We start from the raw sequence: 16,938 nt of genomic DNA on the forward strand, positions 1-16,938 counted from the left end.
GCGCCGGGACCGCCGGCCGTGCGGGCCCGGTTCCCCCCCCGGGATCCCTCTTTCCTGGAAAGCGATGGGACAACGCCCCCTCCGGTGGATAGAACAATTACTAGGCGGGGCGGGACGCACTCCCGCCGGACGGGGGTCCCGCTCCTGGTTCACCGGAGGTGCTGTGATGGGCCTGCGCAGGAAGGAAGAGCGGATCCTGGCCGAGATCGAGCGGCGCCTCGAAGAGGACGACCCGGACCTGGCAGGCCGGCTGAGCTCCTTCGGCACCGACGATCCCGCGTTCGCCTTCGTCGAGAGCGCCTCGGCGCGCCTGGTGTGGATCGTCAGCATCTCGGTGCTGGTGGTGGTCGTCGGCCTGCTGGTGGTGCTCCTCGTGCTGACGCCCGGGGCCTCGGCCCCCGAGCCCGCCGGCGGATCCGGCGGCTCCGGGGTGGAGACCTCGCAGGCGCAGGAGGGGTAGCCGAGGCCGCCGTCCGCGCCCGCCCGCGGGCCCGCGGGACGGGAGCGTGTCGGGGCGGGGAGGGTCCTGCCCGCCCCGGCGCCCGGGCGCGGCGGCGCGCCGGGACACGGGCGCGGCCCGGCCCCGCTCGGGGGACCGGGCCGCGGACCTGCGCGTTCGCCTCCGGATCAGAAGGTGTTGGTGAACTTCGCGCCCACCGGGCCGGCCACCGAGCCGCCCCCGCCGCCGCCCTCGACCACCACGGCGAAGGCGATGTCGCCCTTGTAGCCGACCATCCAGGCGTGCGTCGCCAGCTCGTCGTCCTCACCGGTGGCGGTGCCGAACTCCGCGGAGCCGGTCTTGCCGTACACCTCGCCCTGGAACCCGGCCTTCTTCGCGGTCCCCTCGGTGACCACGGCGCGCATCATCGGCCGCAGCGCCTCGGCGTGCGGGATGGCCGCGGGCTTCGGCTTGTCGGGCAGCTCCGGGTCGGTGACCAGGGCCGGGGAGCGCCACGAACCGTCGGCGATGGCCGCGGGAACGGTGGCCATGTGCAGCGGGGTGCTGATGATCTGCCCCTGGCCGATGCTCTGCGCGGCGAGCAGCCCGGAGTCGCCGGCCGGGTCGGGGAAGGACGGCTCGCGGGTGGGCACGCCGATGTTCAGGTCGGCGTTCATCCCGAACAGCTCGGCGGTCGCGGTCAGGTCCGCGCCGCTGATCCGGTTCACCACGTCCTGCACCAGGGCGGTGTTGCAGGAGGTCGCGAAGGCCTCGGTGACGCTCTGCTCCCCGTACGCGGCGTCCCCGGCGTTCTTGAAGCCCAGGGCCTCCTTGGGGCAGCTCATCGTGTCCGAGGGGCTCAGCCCCTTCTCCAGCAGCGACTCGTAGGTGACGATCTTGAACGACGACCCCGGGGCGTACTGGCCGTCGAAGGCCCGGTTGAAGTCGGCGGAGTTGTTGGCGACGGCCACCACCTCGCCGGTGGAGGCGCGCACCGCGACCAGCGCGGTCGGCTTGCCCCCGGTGCTCACCGCCGCCGCGGCGGCGCTCTGCAGCTCGGGGTCGATGGCGGTGGTCACGTCCTTGCCCGGCCGGCCCTTGACGGTGCCCACCACGGGGGCGTCCGGGTCGGCCGCGGCCTCCTCCTCGGAGCCGGTCTCGGCCACCCGGATCGAGGTGGACACCTCGCCGGCCAGCCGCTCCTCGTACTGCTGCTGGATGCCGCCCAGACCGGTCGGGTCGCCCTCCTTGTAGGCGGGGCCGAGCCGCTCCAGGTCCTCGGCGGTGGCCGCGCCGACCTGCCCGGTCAGCATCTGGACGGAGCCCGAGGCGTCCTCGGTGTCCAGCCTGCTGCCGTCGGCGGCCAGGATGTGCCCGCGCTCGCCCCACACGTTGGCGCGCACCAGGGTGGTGCCCTCGGTGAGGTCGGGGTGGACCGAGGACGGCTCGAAGTCGACCTTCCACTCCGCGCCGTCGCGGATCAGGGAGAAGGAGCCCTCGTAGGTCCAGTCGCCGGCGTTGCTCAGCGAGAGGGTGGCGGTGAACGGGGCCTCGGCGGCGTCGTCGCCCTCCTCCACGACCTCGCCGACCTCGATGGAGCTCTTCTCCACGCCGAGGTTCTCCTGCAGCGGGCCGAGGACGTCCTGCACGCCGCCGCCGGCGGTCAGCGCGGACATGGCCTTGTAGTCCTGCTCGGACCAGGCGCCGGCGTAGGAGGCCGCGGCCTGCTCCGGGCCGGACGGGCGGGCGAGCACGTACCAGCCGGTGACCCCGCCGGCCAGGGCGAGGACCAGGACTCCGGCGCCGATGCCGATCAGCAGCCCCTTGCGGGAGCGCTTCTTCTCCTCGGGGCCCTCGGGGGCCTGGGGGGCCGGGGCGGGGACGCCCTCGCCGCGGTGCGGGCCGCCGGGCCCGGGCGGGGCGGGCGGAGGCGGGAAGGCGCGGCCGTCCCCGGAGAGGGAGCCGTGCGGACCGCTGTCCGGGCCGCCGGCGGGAGCACCGGAGGCGGCCCCGCCGGCCGCCCCGAAGGGGGCCGAACCGAAGGGCGGGGTGCCGTTCGGCGGGGCGCCGCCGGCCGGGGGCCCGCCCGGCGGCGGGAAGGCCGGGTTCGACGTCTCGTCGAGGTAGCCCGGCTCCTCGTAGGGGGCGGAGGGGGCGCCGGCCGGCGCCGCGGTGTCGGCGGCCGCGCGCGCGGAGGCGGGCTCGTACGCCTGCTCGTAGGCGGGCTCATGGACCGGCTCGGAGGTCGCCCGGTGGGCGAAGGCGTCCGCGGCGGAGGGGCCGCCGCTCCCGGGGGCCGCACCGCCGACCGGCATGGTGGCCTCGGGGTCCCCCTGCCCGGTCGGGGCGTGGGCGGTGGGGGGCTCGGGTGGGGTGGTGGCGCCGGGGACGGAGGGCCAGGGGTCGTCGGCCCAGGGGGTCGCGGGGCCGGCGGCGGGCTCGGGGGTGCGCCCGCTCGCGGGCATGGTGGCCTCGGGGTCGGCCGGGGCCGGCTCGTTGGCGGGGGGCTCGGGTGGGGTGGTGGCGCCGGGGACGGAGGGCCAGGGGTCGTCGGCCCAGGGGGTTGCGGGGCCGGCGGCGGGCTCGGGGGCGCGCCCGCTCGCGGGCATGGTGGCCTCGGGGTCGGCCGGAGCCGGCTCGTTGGCGGGCGGCTCGGCGGCGGCGCCGGGCCCCTGCGGGGCGGGGGAGAGCCAGGAGAACCCCTCGTCCCGGGCGGGCGCCTCCGGAGCGGAGGGCGCGCCGTGCCCCCCTGCGGCGGGCGCCGCACCCGCGTCTTCGGCCGGGGCGGCCGCCGCGTCCTCGGAAGGCGCCGCCCCCGCGCTTCCGGGGAACACCGCCGCGCCCGCGGGGGGCGCCTCCTCCGGGGCGGAGGGGGCGGGCCGGCCGTCCGGGGCGACCGCGGGCTCCTGCGGCGGCCAGGGGCCGGCCGGCGGGGTGTAGGGCCGCTCGGCGGCGGGCTTCTGCGCGTCCGCCGACGGGATGACGTAGGGGTTGCGGCGGGGTGCGGGGGAGTCCTGGGGCCCTTCGGGAGGGGCGGGGCGCGCTCCGTCGCCTTCACCGGCCCCCCGGTCGTGCGGAGAGGGCCGGGAGGCGCCCTCGTCCGGTGTCCACCTGTCGTCCACGCGTGTACGTCCTTCCGCTGCTTCGCCCGAGGCGACACCGCCCCGCGCCCTCGGGGGAGGGCGCGGGGCGGGAACGTTATCGGTGGCCGGCGCTGCGATCGCCTTTCGGTGCGGGGCACGGCACGGCCCGCGCGGAACCCGCTCTCGGGGCGGCGGTGCGCGGTCTTGCGCGAAGGCGGTTTTCGCGACCCAGGGGGGACATTTGCCACCGCACCGGCCACCAGTGACTCTAACCCATAGGGCGGGGGAGGTGCCCCCCGTCCGGGGACGAGGGGCCGGGTGGCCCGGGTCACACCGGGCGGGGGTCGGGGTCAGTCCTCGCCGCGGGCGATCCGGGTCATCTCCTCGCGGGAGCGGACCTTGACCCGCTTGCGGCCCTGCTGCTCGCCGAGGGCCTCCTCGTGGGCCTCCAGCCGCTGCCAGTCCTCCCACAGGGTGAACGGGACGCCGCGCTCGGAGAGCAGCGCGGTGAAGGCCTCCGGCTCCGGGGCCTCGGCCGGGGCGAAGGAGTCGCGGTCGGCGACGAGGTTGGTCACCGTCTCCAGGGCGTCGCCCTTGGTGTGGCCGATCAGGCCGACCGGGCCGCGCTTGATCCAGCCGGTGGCGTAGACGCCGGGGATCGGGCGGTCGTCCATGTCCAGCACCCGGCCGCCGTCGTTGGGGATGACCCCGCGCTCCTCGTCGAAGGGCAGGTCGGCGACGGGGGAGCCGAGGTAGCCGATGGCCCGGTAGACGGCCTGCACCTCGTGGTCGACGAACTCGCCGGTGCCGCGCACGCCGCCGTCGCCGGTCAGCTCCATCCGCTCGGTGCGCAGGCCGGCGACCCGGTCGGTGCCCAGCACCTCCACCGGGCGGTGCAGGAAGTGCAGGTGCAGCCGGCGCTCCGCGCCGCGCGGGTCCCGGATCGCCCAGTTCTGCAGGACCTTGACGTTCGTCTTGACCTGGTTGGACTCCTCGGCGGCGGCGAGGCTGGCCTCGCACATCTCGAAGTCCTCGGGGTAGACGATCACCTCGACGCCGGGCTGCTTGTCCAGCTCGCGCAGCTCCATCGGGGTGAACTTGCCCTGGGCGATGCCGCGCCGGGCGAAGACGTGCACGTCGGTGATGCCCTTGGCCTTGAGGCCCTGGTGCACGTTGTCGGTGATGTCGGTGCTGAGCAGGTCGTCGGCGCTCTTGGCGAGGATGCGGGCCACGTCGACGGCGACGTTGCCGGCGCCCAGCACCGCGACGCTGGTGCCCTCGACCTTCCACTCGGGGGAGACGTCGGGGTGGCTGTCGTACCAGAAGACGAAGTCGGCGGCGCCGTGGCTGCCGGGCAGGTCGATGCCGGGGATGTCCAGCGGCCGGTCCCGGTCGGAGCCGGTGGAGAAGACGACCGCGTCGTAGTGCCGGCGCAGGTCCTCCAGCTTGAGGTCGACGCCGTACTCGACGTTGCCGATGAAGCGGATCTCCGGCTTGTCCAGGATCTTGTGCAGGGCGCCCTGGATCTGCTTGATCCGCGGGTGGTCGGGGGCGACGCCGTAGCGGACCAGGCCGTAGGGGGAGGGGAGCTTGTCGAGGACGTCGATGCTCAGCCGCGTCCCGTCCGCGGCGAGGGTCTCGTCCTTGGTCAGCAGGTCGGCCGCGTAGATCCCCGCGGGGCCCGCCCCCACGATTCCCACACGAAGAGGTCGCGTCATCTGTCGTCTCCATTCGTCGCGCCAGGTTCCAGCGGCGCGCGGCGGTGCCGCGCGCGGCCCACGCCGCCCTGGGCGCGGTGAATTCAGGCTAGGCTAACCTAATCTATCCGAGGCGGGATTCCCGATCCAACCGACCACTAAGATAGACAATGCTCTCCCTGTGCGGTCGCCCGGGGTCCGGCGGTCGCGGCCCGGGAAGTCCGGGCACGTCAAAGCCGGTGTACAGCGGCTTCTAGGTCAGGGAACGCACGGCCGGGCCGGAGTCAGCCCCGAATCGGGTGTGGGGTACCTCACCGTCTGCGCCGGTCGCGGATCTCCTCCTTGACCGACGCGGCGAACCGCGGCACCTGCTCCTGGCCGGACAGCCGCCGGATCTCCGCCATGATCGCATCGGTCGCGGCCCGGCGGGAGCGGTTCTTGCCGGCCTCCCCCTTCCACGGGGACAGGTCGACCGGCGGGCCGACGCGCAGCCCCACCCGGCGCAGCACCGGGACCTTCCGCCCCTCGGGCAGGATCCGGTCGGTCCCGCACAGCGCCATCGGGACCACCGGGGCCTCGGAGCTGAGCGCCAGCCAGGCCAGGCCGGTCTGCCCGCGGTACAGCCGGCCGTCGGGGGAGCGGGTGCCCTCCGGGAAGATGCCGAACACCCGGCCCTCGCGCAGCACGTCCAGGCTCTCCTCCATCGCCTCGCGCGAGCTCTGCCCCGGCCTGCGGTCCACCGACAGCTGGCCGATCGAGCGGAGCGCCCAGGTGAAGGCCCGCTGGGCGGCGTTGCCCTCGGCGAACAGCTCCTCCTTGGCGATGAAGACCACCGGCCGGGGAACCGCGACCCCGATGAACAGCGGGTCGATGTTGGACAGGTGGTTGCACGCGAGGATCACCGGGCCCCGGGCGGGGATGTGGTGCAGTCCTTCGGTCTCCAGCGGCCAGGCGGCTCGCGTGGTGGGGGAGATGACCGCCTTGGCGGCCCCGTACAGCGACACTGCGGCTGTCCCTTCCTCTTCATCGGTGGGCGTCGCGGCGGCGTTGCGGGCGCAGGGCGGCGTGCGGTGCGGCGCCTCACTAGACCATAGCGCCGCCCCGGAGCCTCCCGCGTCATCGCCTGCCGCGGCGGGGGCCGGCGCGCTATGTTGGTCTAGACCTGTGAGTCGGGCCGGCGGCCGCGGGGCAGGTGCACCGTGGACCCGCCGTCCGGCGCGGGTCGCCAACCGCACTGGGACGCGCAGGGAAGAGGGTCGCCAATGACACGGTTCATCGACGTCAGCCACCAGATCGTGGCGGGGATGACGACCTACCCCGGGCTCCCCGGCCCGGTGATCGACGACCACGTCTCCTTCGAGGCGTCGCAGCGCACCTACGCCCCGGGGACCGAGTTCAACATCACCCGCATCTCGATGGTCGCCAACACCGGCACCTACCTGGACATGCCCTCGCACCGCTACCGGGACGGCGCCGACCTGTCCGACCTGGAACTGGAGAAGGTCGCCGACGTCCCCGGCGTGGTCGTCCAGGCGCCCGGCCGGGAGGTCGGCCCGGAGGCGTTCGACGGGATCGACGTCGCCGGCCGCGCCGTGCTGGTGCGCACCGGGTGGGACCGGCACTGGCGGACCGAGGCCTACGGCTCCCCCGAGCACCCCTTCCTCACCGAGGCCGCGGCCCGGCTGCTGGCCGAATCCGGGGCCCGGCTGGTCGGCATCGACTCGGCCAACATCGACGACACCTCCGAGGACGCCAAGGGCGCCCGCCCGGTCCACTCGGTGCTGCTCGCCGCGGGCATCCCGGTGATCGAGCACCTGTGCCTGCTGGAGCTGCTGCCCGCCGACGGGTTCCGGTTCTTCGCCGTCCCGGTGAAGGTGCAGGGCATGGGGACCTTCCCGGTGCGCGCCTTCGCCGTCACCGAGGGGTGACCCCGGCCGGGCGGCGGGGCCGGCCGGCCCCGCCGCCCGGTCACAGGTCGGCGTCGGCCTCCTCGCGGGCCCGGCGCTGCTCGCGCTGGGCCCGGCGCTCCTGCTCCAGCGCGGCGGTGCGCTCGTCCTCGGCCACCGCGGTCCGCATCGACGAGGAGAGCACCCGCAGCTCCATGTTGATCCTGGGGTAGTCGACCAGCCGCGGCAGCGCGCCCAGCCGGGGCGTGCGGCGCTCCCGCATCGCCGCCATCAGCTCGGTGAACGCCAGGTCCAGCCGCTGCAGGGTGATCTGCGAGGCGGTCGGCGGGTCCTCCAGGGCCAGGGTGGACAGCGCCAGGTAGCCGGCCCGCTGGGCGGCCACCACCACCGGCCACAGCGGCTGGGTGGTGTCGGCCCGCGGCACGTCCCCGATGGCGCTGTCGTAGACCGCGCGCAGGCTGATCAGCGCGGCCCGCAGGTCGCGGCGGAGCACGTAGCGGCGCTCCGGGGTGATCCGGGTGTCGGGATCCAGGACCGCCAGCACCGAGGCCCGGGTCCGGTCCAGCACCCCGACGATGAGCTGGGGCAGCCGGGAGGCCGACGCGCGGCGCCAGAGCAGCAGCGCCCCCGCCATGCCCACCACCGCCCCGAGCACGGTGTCCAGCACCCGGGACTCGGCCAGCGCCTCCACCGGGTAGGGGGCGGCGATGCTCGCGGTGAGCAGCGCCATCGGCGTCATCAGGATGCTGGCGTAGAAGAAGTTGCGCGCCACCACCAGCTGGGTCAGGCCCTGGAACAGCGCCGCGCAGACGATGACCGCGGCCAGCGGCGGCTGCAGCATCAGGATCCCGGCGCCCAGCACCACGCCGATCAGGGTGCCCAGGGCGCGCTGCGCGGAGCGGTTCACGGTGAGCACCACGTTGCCCGCCTGCAGCACCGAGGTCGCGCTGATCGACACCCAGTAGAACCGGTCGAAGCCGAGGGCCAGGGCGAGCAGGCCGGCCATCGCGACGCTGATGCCCATCCGCAGCGCGGTCGGCCGGACCAGCGAGTCCCGGCTCAGGCTGGACCGGAGCGCGTCGCCGAGCGAGGGGTGGCGCTGGTCGTACAGCTCCAGGCCGCGGCTCTCGTCGGCGTGCGTCGGCTTGCGGGCCGCCTGCGCGGCCCGGGAGAGCCGGGAGTACAGCCGGGCCTCCAGGGAGCGCGGCCGCAGGCCCCTGCGGACCGGGTCGAGCCGGGCCGGGTCCGGGCAGCGCTCCGGCCTGGCCACCGCGACCGCCAGCTCGTCGGCGAACGCCGCCGCCTCCTCGGGCAGCGGGGTCCGCCGGGCCAGCGACACGTCGGTCGCGGCCAGGTGGATGTCGGAGACCCAGCGCAGCAGCGCGCGCATCCGCGCGGCCTGCGCGGTGTCCCGGTACCCGCGGGTCTGGCCGAGCAGCACCAGCCGCCAGGCCTCGGCCACCGCGAGCGAGGCCTCGTGCTGCACGTGGTCCAGGTCGGGGGTGCCGACCGCGCGGAGCAGCTCGGCCAGCTTGCGGAACGCGTCGGCCAGCGCCCGGTTCTCCGGGTGCCGGCTGCGCATCGGCGCCCCGGACATGGAGACCGCCCAGCCCACCGCGGCGCCCAGCGCGGCGACGCCGGCGTGCAGCGGGACCGCCGCGATGCCGCCCGGGGCGATGCTGGAGATCGCGCAGACCATGACGAAGAAGAGCGGCCCGGGCTTGTCCGCGCGCAGCGCCTGGCAGAGCCAGGTGGCGATGCCGGCCACGGCGCCGATGGCGACCGCCGCGGCCCACGGGTTCAGCGAGGCCAGCGAGCCCACCGCGACACTGGCCACGAAGCCGAGCCCGACCACGGCCAGCGCCACCGCGCGGTAGGCGTAGGGGGTGTTCTTCTCGTAGAGGACGGTCATCGACCCCAGGGCGGCCAGCGCCCCGGCGGGCGCGCCGAACAGCAGCGCCGCCAGGGTGAACGAGGTGCCCATGGCGATGGACGCCTTGGCGGCCGTGGTCCACGCCCATCCGCCGGACGCCAGCCCGAACAGGGCCTTGAGGTCCACTCTGTGCCGCGGCCGGTCGGCGACCTCGGCCCGCATCCGGGTCGGCGGGTTCCACTCGGGAACGCCGGCCGCCGGGTCCGGTTCCGGGTCCGCCTTGCCGCTCTCCGTCGTCCCCTGATCCGTCACGCCCCCAATGTTAGGAGTGTTCCGCGGGCGTTTCGCCTGCGAGCCCGCCCCAGCGGCACGGCTCGGACGCAACCGCCCCCGCGCACACCGCCCGCCGGGGCCCGCCTCACCCGCCTCTCCGGCCCCGCAACAGCGACCCACCGGAGCGGCGGCATCTCACGGGACCAGGGCTTCAGGCCGGCGGCGACGGCAGAGGAAGGGGCGGGGTCGGGCAGCCCCGGCCGGGTGGGACGTGTGGCCGGTCCCTCCTTTGCCGTCGCTGCGTTTGAGCTCCGGCCCTGTGAGGCGCTGTGCCCGACCGAGGGCGCCGTCTGTCTCCTCCTCCGCTGCCGCCGTTGCCACTGCGGCCTGCCTGAACTCCCGCTCCGCGAGGTGCCGCCGCGCCCGGTCGGGGGGCCTGGTGCTCCCTGCCTCTTCCTACCTCCACCGTCGCCGCCCGTGTGGGCATCGGCCCTGTTAAGCGCCGGGATCGGCCGGGGGCTGATGGGGGCGCGGACGGCCGCCCGGTCGGTGCCGTCGGCCGTGAACGTGCGGATCCGGGCGCATGTCCGGCGGTCTCTCAGGCCTCGGGCGGGCCGGTGCGCAGCCGCTTGAGTTCGGCGAGGGCGTCGTCGAGCTGGGACTCGGCGCGCTCGGCGCGGTGCAGGGCCTGGGCGCGGGCGTCCTCGGCCGCGGCCAGGCGGTCGGCGGCGGCCCGCCGCGCCTCCTCGGCCGCGGCGGCCGCCGCGGTGCGCTGCTGCTCCAGCTCCGTGCGGGAGCGGGCGCGCTCCTCCTCGGCCTGCGCCCGGGCCCGCTCCGCATCGGCCCGGGACCGCTCCAGTTCGGCGGCGGCGCGCTCGCGCTCCGCGGCCGCCTCGGACTCGGCCGCCGCGGCGCGGGCCCTGGCCTCCTCGGCCTCGCTCCGCGCGGCGGAGAGGCGCTCCTCGGAGCGCTCCAGCCGGGACTCGGCCTCCTGCCGGGAGCGCCGCTCGGCGGAGAGCAGCTCGCGGAGCCGGGCGCACTCCGCCTCGGCGCTCCGCCCGGCCTCCTCGGCCCGCGCCCGTGCGGCTTCGGACTGCTCGCGGGCGGTCTCGGCCTGCTCGGCGCGGTGCACGGCCTCGGCGGTGCGCCGGTCCGCCTCGGCGACGGCGCGCTCGGCTCCGGCCTCGGCGGCGCGGACCCGCTCCCCGGCCTCGGTGACGGCGGCGTCGCGCTCCTCGGCCGCGGCTCGGGCCCGCTCCGCGGCGGCGTCCCGGTCGGCCCGGGCGGCGTCGCGGTCGGCGAGGGCGGTGTCGGCCATCCGCTCGGCGGCGCCGGTGGCGGCCACCGCGGAGGCGGCGGCGTCCTCCGCGCGGGCCCGCTCCGCCTCGGCGGCGCGGCGCCGGTTCTCCGCCTCCAGCCGGGCGGCGTCGGCCCCGGCGACCCGCCGGTCGGCGTCCAGGCGGGCCGCCTCCACCTGGGCCTCGGCGGTGGCCGGGTCGGTCATGGTGCGGAACGCGTCGGTGGCGGCGGCGATGGTCGCGGAGAGCTGCTCGCTCTGCACGGCGAACCGGCGCAGCAGGTCGTCGGCGCGCAGCCGCGCGTCGGTCACCGGGGCGGCGGCGGGAACGGGCGCGGAGGCGGCCGGGGAGGGCGGCGGAGCGCCGTCCTCCCCGCCGGAGGCCTCCTCGGAGGCCGCTTCGGCGGCGCGCGCCGCCTCCGCTTCCGCCTCCTGCTGGATGCGCTGGCGCTCCCGCCAGGCGCGCCAGCGGGTGTGCTCGGGCAGGTCGCAGTACTCCGGGGGGCGCCCAGGGGAGGAGCTTCGGGGCACCGGGCGGTCGCACCCGGGGAAGTTGCAGGTGTTCGCGTCGGCCACTCGACGAGGGTAGCGGCCGGGGGCGGCTCAGGCGCCGGTGAACCGGCGGAGGTAGTCCGGCAGCGGGGTGCCGGCGGGCAGCCCCGGGTCGGGGATCGGCTCGCCGATGGAGGTGGTGACCGGGACGACGCCGGCCCAGTGCGGCAGGCCGGCGTCCTCCGGGTCGTCGTTGACGCCGCCGGAGCGGATCTTCGCCGAGACCTCGGCCAGGTCCAGGCGGAGGACCGCGGTCTGCGCGAACTCCTTGGCGTCGGCCGGGCGGCAGTCCGCCGAGCGGCCCGGGACCACCGCGTCGACCAGGGCGTCCAGCGCCATGCGGCGCTCCTCGGGGTCCTGCACCCGGTGCGCGGTGCCGTGCGCGACCACCGAGCGGTAGTTGATCGAGTGGTGCATGCCGGAGCGGGCCAGCACCAGGCCGTCGACGCGGGTGGTGGTGACGCAGACCGGCAGGCCGTCGTCGGAGGCGGTGCGCAGCGGCCGGCTCCCGGTGGATCCGTGCAGGTAGAGGGTGCCGCCGACGCGGGCGTAGAGGGTGGGCAGCACCACCGGCAGCCCGTCGGCGACGAAGCCCATGTGGCACAGGTGGCCGTCGTCCAGGATGGCGTGCACGGTCTCGGTGTCGTAGGCCGCGCGCTCCCGGGACCGGGTGGGGACCGTGCGCGGTGTCGGGGAGTATTCGGCGGGGCTGCTCACGGGACCACCTTTGTTCCAGAAACAAACGAACTATGTACTAGTTGAATGGTAATGGGCGTGGAAGTGCTCCGCAACGGCCGCGGGAAGGACGGGGAGCGCGGGACGCCGCCGGGCCGGGGCGGAGCGCCGGGCCGCGGAAGGGGCCGGAAGGGGTCAGCCGGGGAGGATCGGGCCGGGGAAGCAGATCCCCCCGCCCATCCGCACCGGGCGGCCGGGCGGGAGCGGGGCCTCCAGCCGGTCGGGGAGGCCGACGGCCGCCCAGTCGACGGAGAAGCCCTTCCCGGAGCCGCGGATGTGCGGGGTCGGGTCCAGGGCGGTGCCCCGGCGGTCGGGGGCGGCCTCCCCCGGGCCGGGAGGGACGTGCACCTCCAGGCGCACTTGGAAGAAATCGCCGAGGCGGTCGTCTCCGATGTCGTCCTGGAAGTAGGTGTCGAGGGCGGCGTCGACGGCGGTGCGGGCGGCGGCGGGGGATCCGTAGGCGGTCACCACCGTCGCCCAGTCGGAGTTGGTGATCCGGACCCTCTCCGTCACCAGGACGAAGGCGTGCCACCGGGCGGCGGGCGCCCCGTCCGGGGCGGCGGGCTCCCCGCCCAGCTCGTGCAGGTGCGCCAGGGCCTCGAAGTCGCCGGGGTCGCGCTGCACCGCCTCGAAGAACGCGGCCCGCGCACCCTCCCCGTCGCCCAGCCACTTCAGCGCCAGGCCGAGGCAGAACGGCACCAGCGGGTCGGCGGGATCGGCGTCGAACGCCTCCCGGGCGGCGCGCGCCGCCTCCTCGGCGAGGGGCCGCCCGGCGCCGCCGTTCTCCTCGTCGTCCTCCTCCGCCTCGTCGAGGGCGGGCCCGGTCTCGTCGTCGTACCACTCGGACCAGGGGGACGCCTCCGCGTAGGCGCGCAGCTCCAGCAGGGCCAGGAAGGCCCGGCCGATCGCGATGGTCGCCGGCGCCTCCGGGTCCCCCGGGGAGCGTTCGGCCTCGTCGTAGAGGCGGCGCGCCTCGGCGAAGACGGCCCTGCTCTCCTCTGGGAGCGGGGCCCCTTCCAGATCCATCCGGATGCGGAGCCGGGCGAGCAGTGAGCCGGCCGCCTCGGCGGGCGCTGGGGGTGTCGGTGTCATGCCGACGCACCCTAGGCCCGGGGGACGACGAACCCCGCCCCCCGGGATCAGGGGCGGGGTCCGCCGCGTATCGTTGCGGGCCGTGCGTTCAGTCCAGGGCCCCGGTGCCGCCGATCCGGCAGACCATGGTGGTCACGAAGGGCCGGAAGCCCTCCTCCTCGAAGAAGCGGAGCTCGCCGGGGTTTCCGGCCGGGGCGGAGAGCTCGATGTCCCGGACGCCCTGCGCGGCGACCTGCAGCCGCACCTCCTCCAGGAGGCCGGAGGCGACGCCGGTGCCCCGCGCGTCGGGGTGGATCGCCAGGGTCTGCACGACGGCGACCCGCTCGCCGCGGTCCCAGCTGCCCTGGGGGTTGTCCCGCAGGGTCACCATGGCGTAGCCGACCGGCGCGCCGTCCCGCTCGGCGAGGACGGCGAGCGTCTCGCGGTCCTGCAGCCAGCGCAGGTACTGGGCGCGGCGGCGGCGCCAGGCCTCGTCCGGGCCGACCGAGGCGAGGACGTCCTGGAGGCCGGGGGCGGTGGCGGTGTGCTCCTCGTGGACCACGTTCCACAGCTCGGCGAGCTCTTCGATCTCGTGGTGGCCGAGGAAGCGGTAGCGCAGCACGCCGTCGGTCGCGGTGCTCGATTTGGTCGCCAACGAAATCTGCATGTTCTTCTCACCCGTTCCGCCCGCGTCGGTGCGGATCATCTCCGCCGAAAGCTCTCCCCGGTGCCCCGGTTGAGCTGTGAATCTGACACTACGTGCCGGACCGGTGCGGCGCGGGGACGACACAAGGAAAATGAGGACCGGACGTGATGATAGAGAAAGTTTTGAAAGAATTCGCAGTGCTCGGTCCCGGCGGGGTCGGCGGCCTGCTCGCCGGCCTGCTCTCCCGGAGCGGCCGGAGCGTGACCGCGGTGGCCACCGAGTCCACCGCGGCGCGCATCCGCGAGCACGGCATCGAGGTCGCCTCCGAGGCCTACGGCGACTTCACCGCCCGGGTCGGGGCCGCGGCCGGACTCGGGCACCGGGTCGACCTGCTGCTGGTCACCCCCAAGGCGACCCACCTGGAGGCGGCCCTGGAGCGGGTCCCGGCAGAGGCGGTGCAGGACGCCCTGGTGGTCCCGCTGCTCAACGGCTTCGAGCACATGGACCTGCTGCGGCGGGTCTACCCGGGGGCGCGGGTGCTGCCGGCCGCGGTGCACGTCGGCGCCGAGCGCACCGCGCCCGGCGTCATCCGGCACACCAGCCCCTACAACCGGGTCGAGCTCTCCGGCCCCGGGGCCGAGGCCGCCGCCGAGGCGCTGCGCGCCGCCGGCGTCGGCGCCGACGTCCGGACCGACGGCGAGGCACTGCTCTGGGACAAGTACGCCTTCCTGCTGCCCACCGCCCTGGTCTGCGCGCACCAGCGGGCGCCGATCGGCGTCTGCCGGGAGGAGCGCGGCGCCGACATCGAGGCGATCGCCGGGGAGGCGGCGCGGGTCGCCGCGGCCCGGGGCGTCACCGTCGACACCGGGACGGTGCTGCGCACCGTCGCCGAACGGCCCGCGCACACCCGCCCGTCGCTGCTGGTCGACCGGGAGGAGGGGCGGCCGATGGAGGTGGACGCCCTGGGCGGTGCGCTGCTGCGCGCCGCGCGAGACGCCGGGGTGCCCGTCCCGGTCACCGAGAGGATCACCGCCGAGCTGCTCCGCGCCGACGCCGAGCGGTCGGACCGCCCCCGGCGCTCACCGGCCGGAGGCCGCTTGGAAGCATGAGGGGCGACCCGCACGGACCGGTTCGACGGAGGAGCTGCTGATGGCGGAGACCGAGTACGGGAACGGGGCGGCCGATGCGGCCCGGAAGAGCGGAGAGGTCGGCCGGATCGCGGTGCTCTCCCCGGGCGGGGTCGGCGGCCTGCTCGCCGGACTGCTCGCCCGGGACGGCCGCGACGTGGCCGTGGTGGCCACCGAGTCCACCGCCGCCGGGATCGCCGAGCACGGCCTGCGGGTCGAGTCGCAGCTGTTCGGCGACTTCACCGTGCACCCGTCGGCGGCGCCCCGCCTGGAGGGCCGGGCCGACGTGCTCTTCGTCGGCTGCAAGGCCACCGCGCTGCACGAGGCGCTGGAGCGGGTCCCGGCCGAGGCGGTGCAGGGCGCCCTGGTGGTCCCGCTGCTCAACGGCCTGGAGCACATGGAGGTGCTGCGCCGGGCCTACCCCGGGGCGCGGGTCGCGGGCGCCGCGATCCGGGTGGAGTCCACCCGGGTCGAACCCGGCCGGATCGTGCAGAGCAGCCCGTTCGCCCTGCTGGACCTGGCCGCCGAAGGGGCGGCCGGCGACCGGTTCGACGCGCTGGTCGGGGCGGTCCGCGCGGCCGGCCTCGACGTCGAGGTGCGGGAGAGCGAGGCCGAGGTGCTCTGGAAGAAGCTGCACTTCCTGCTGCCCACCGCGCTGGTGTGCACGCACGCGGGCCTGCCCATCGGCGGGGCGCGCACCGACCGCCGCGCCGACCTGCTCGGGGTGGCCGCCGAGGTGGAGCAGGTCGCCGGGCGGTACGGCGTGGACCTGGACACCGGTGTCGTGCTGCGGATGGCCGACGGCATCCCGGCGCACACCAAGCCCTCCATGCTGCGCGACCGGGAGGCGGCCCGGCCGATGGAGGTCGACGCCCTCGGCGGCGCCTTCCTCCGCCGGGCCCGCGAGGCCGGCGTCCCGACCCCGGTGACCGAGCGGATCGTCGCCGACCTGGAACAGGTCGACGCGGCCCTGCGCGCGGGCTGATCCCGGTCGGGCTCTCTCCCTTCCTCCCCGAAGAGCGCCGTCCGTCGCGGGTCGCCGCCCGCCGTCCGCTGCTGGCCGACGGCGGGCGGCGGCTCCGCCCTCACCGAACATCCCAGCGAGGGTGAAAGAAGGGATGGCGGGCGAGGCCGGGCGCCCCGGCCGGGCGCGGGCCTCACGAGGTCGAGGTTCAGACGGGCGGCGAGGGCGGGGAGGGGGATCGGCTGGTCGGTCGGGCGCGGCGCCCCACGGGGTCGGGGTTCAGGCGGGCAGCGAGGACGGCAGCGGGGGGATCGGCTGGTCGGTCGGGTGCGACGCCCCACGGGGTGACGGCTCAAACCGGCGGCGACGGCGGCGGTGCGCACCGGCCGGTCGGTCGGGCGCGGCGTCTCGCGGGGTGAAAGTCAAGACGGGCGGCGACGGCGCAGGTATGGGCGGGGTCGGGTGCCCCGGCCGGGCGCGGCGCCCCACGGGGTGACGGCTCAGGCCGGCAGCGAGGGCAGGCAGGGGACCGGCCGGTCGGTTGGGTGCGGCGCCTCGCAGAGCGAAGGTTCAGACGGGCGGCGACGGCAGCGGTAGGGGCAGGGTCGGGCGCCCCAGCCGGGCGCGGCGCCTCGCGGAGCGGAGGTTCAAGCGGGCGGCGAGGGCAGCAGCGGGGACCGGCCGGTCGGTCGGGCGCGGCGCCCCGCGGAGCGAAGGTCCAAGCGGGCGGCGACGGCGAAGGCAGGGGCGGGGCGGAGGCGGTCGCCCGGGCGCGGCGTCTCGCGAGGCGGGGTTCAAGCAGGCGGCGGGTGGGGACCGGCTGGTCGGTCGGGTGCGGCAGAGCAGGGAGGGGCGGCCGGGGCGGGCCGGGGGCGGGTTCGCCGTTCCCGCGTCGCTCGGGCGCCGGGGCCGGCCGCCTCTGAAACCGCTGCCCCTCTCTGACCTGGGTGAATACGCAGGGTGATGGTGGGGTGGGGTGCCCTGCGCACCGCGAGAGCACCCCGGTGATTCCCGGGCGCGCACCCTGGGCCGGATCGGGCCCCGGGAGGCCCGATTGGCCCTGATCGGGCCGGTGTTCGGGGGTTCGAGGCGCCCGGAAGGCCGAGAGGCAGGGGGCCGGAACCCGGACAGGGGCGGCACGAAGGCGAGATGTCGCTTTTGCCCTGCAGGGAGGGCCCGCCTTGACCACTCTGGGTGATCGGTGAGGGGGCGGTGGGGGTCTGGGGGCTTACTACTCGCTGGTAGATGTAATCGGGGTGCTCTCGCGGTGCGCA

At 76.2% G+C, this 16,938-nt stretch carries 12 protein-coding genes; 4 read left to right on the plus strand and 8 right to left on the minus strand.

Going from position 1 to position 16,938, the window contains the following annotated elements; translation table 11 throughout:
- Positions 1-166 precede the first annotated feature (166 nt).
- The gene (locus tag D459_RS32265; protein ID WP_017594830.1) at positions 167-460 is read left to right on the plus strand and encodes a DUF3040 domain-containing protein; all 294 of its coding nucleotides are present in this window, start codon (positions 167-169) and stop codon (positions 458-460) included.
- A 167-nt stretch (positions 461-627) separates the two neighbouring features.
- On the opposite strand, the gene D459_RS37395 is transcribed toward D459_RS32265, so the two are convergent.
- The 3 genes from D459_RS37395 to D459_RS0120275 form a co-directional block, all read right to left on the minus strand.
- Positions 628-3,561, minus strand: a complete 2,934-nt coding sequence (locus D459_RS37395) for a penicillin-binding transpeptidase domain-containing protein (RefSeq protein ID WP_017594831.1) — start codon at positions 3,559-3,561, stop codon at positions 628-630.
- A gap of 311 nt (positions 3,562-3,872) precedes the next feature.
- Positions 3,873-5,222 (minus strand): FAD-dependent oxidoreductase, encoded by a 1,350-nt coding sequence (locus tag D459_RS0120270; RefSeq protein WP_026120585.1) that lies wholly within the window; start codon positions 5,220-5,222, stop codon positions 3,873-3,875.
- A 308-nt stretch (positions 5,223-5,530) separates the two neighbouring features.
- On the minus strand, positions 5,531-6,223 hold the full coding sequence (locus D459_RS0120275; RefSeq protein WP_017594833.1) for a lysophospholipid acyltransferase family protein: 693 nt from the start codon (positions 6,221-6,223) through the stop codon (positions 5,531-5,533).
- A gap of 258 nt (positions 6,224-6,481) precedes the next feature.
- Here D459_RS0120275 and D459_RS0120280 point away from each other — a divergent pair, with 258 nt between their 5' ends.
- Complete coding sequence (locus D459_RS0120280; protein WP_017594834.1) at positions 6,482-7,147, plus strand: cyclase family protein; 666 nt, start codon at positions 6,482-6,484, stop codon at positions 7,145-7,147.
- A gap of 40 nt (positions 7,148-7,187) precedes the next feature.
- Here D459_RS0120280 and D459_RS0120285 read toward each other — a convergent pair whose 3' ends face one another.
- The 5 genes from D459_RS0120285 to D459_RS0120305 all read right to left on the minus strand — a co-directional run bounded on the left by D459_RS0120285 (position 7,188) and on the right by D459_RS0120305 (position 13,594).
- The gene (locus D459_RS0120285) at positions 7,188-9,221 is read right to left on the minus strand and encodes an FUSC family protein (RefSeq protein WP_026120586.1); all 2,034 of its coding nucleotides are present in this window, start codon (positions 9,219-9,221) and stop codon (positions 7,188-7,190) included.
- A gap of 649 nt (positions 9,222-9,870) precedes the next feature.
- Positions 9,871-11,145: a hypothetical protein gene (locus tag D459_RS0120290; protein ID WP_017594836.1), complete on the minus strand. Its 1,275-nt coding sequence runs from the start codon at positions 11,143-11,145 to the stop codon at positions 9,871-9,873.
- Positions 11,146-11,172: 27 nt separating this feature from the next.
- On the minus strand, positions 11,173-11,838 hold the full coding sequence (locus D459_RS0120295) for a pyridoxamine 5'-phosphate oxidase family protein (RefSeq protein WP_017594837.1): 666 nt from the start codon (positions 11,836-11,838) through the stop codon (positions 11,173-11,175).
- Between the two features lie 153 nt (positions 11,839-11,991).
- On the minus strand, positions 11,992-12,948 hold the full coding sequence (locus tag D459_RS0120300) for a tetratricopeptide repeat protein (protein ID WP_020380269.1): 957 nt from the start codon (positions 12,946-12,948) through the stop codon (positions 11,992-11,994).
- 88 nt (positions 12,949-13,036) lie between these two features.
- Positions 13,037-13,594 carry a GNAT family N-acetyltransferase gene (locus D459_RS0120305; protein WP_051065493.1) on the minus strand — a complete coding sequence of 186 codons (558 nt, stop codon included), beginning with the start codon at positions 13,592-13,594 and terminating at the stop codon, positions 13,037-13,039.
- A gap of 161 nt (positions 13,595-13,755) precedes the next feature.
- Here D459_RS0120305 and D459_RS0120310 point away from each other — a divergent pair, with 161 nt between their 5' ends.
- Positions 13,756-14,682 (plus strand): ketopantoate reductase family protein, encoded by a 927-nt coding sequence (locus D459_RS0120310; protein WP_241485084.1) that lies wholly within the window; start codon positions 13,756-13,758, stop codon positions 14,680-14,682.
- A gap of 40 nt (positions 14,683-14,722) precedes the next feature.
- Complete coding sequence (locus D459_RS0120315) at positions 14,723-15,685, plus strand: ketopantoate reductase family protein (RefSeq protein WP_017594841.1); 963 nt, start codon at positions 14,723-14,725, stop codon at positions 15,683-15,685.
- Positions 15,686-16,938 lie beyond the last annotated feature (1,253 nt).

Origin of the sequence: Nocardiopsis potens DSM 45234 (assembly GCF_000341105.1) — a bacterium.
Lineage (GTDB): Bacteria > Actinomycetota > Actinomycetes > Streptosporangiales > Streptosporangiaceae > Nocardiopsis_A > Nocardiopsis_A potens.

Bases quoted from the DNA above. Each gene is read 5' to 3' on its own strand.
- D459_RS32265 (WP_017594830.1), top strand. From the start codon at position 167: ATGGGCCTGCGCAGGAAGGAAGAGCGGATCCTGGCCGAGATCGAGCGG.
- D459_RS0120280 (WP_017594834.1), top strand. From the start codon at position 6,482: ATGACACGGTTCATCGACGTCAGCCACCAGATCGTGGCGGGGATGACG.
- D459_RS0120285 (WP_026120586.1), bottom strand. From the start codon at position 9,221: ATGCGGGCCGAGGTCGCCGACCGGCCGCGGCACAGAGTGGACCTCAAG.
- D459_RS0120300 (WP_020380269.1), bottom strand. From the start codon at position 12,948: ATGACACCGACACCCCCAGCGCCCGCCGAGGCGGCCGGCTCACTGCTC.
- D459_RS0120305 (WP_051065493.1), bottom strand. From the start codon at position 13,594: ATGCAGATTTCGTTGGCGACCAAATCGAGCACCGCGACCGACGGCGTG.
- D459_RS0120315 (WP_017594841.1), top strand. From the start codon at position 14,723: ATGGCGGAGACCGAGTACGGGAACGGGGCGGCCGATGCGGCCCGGAAG.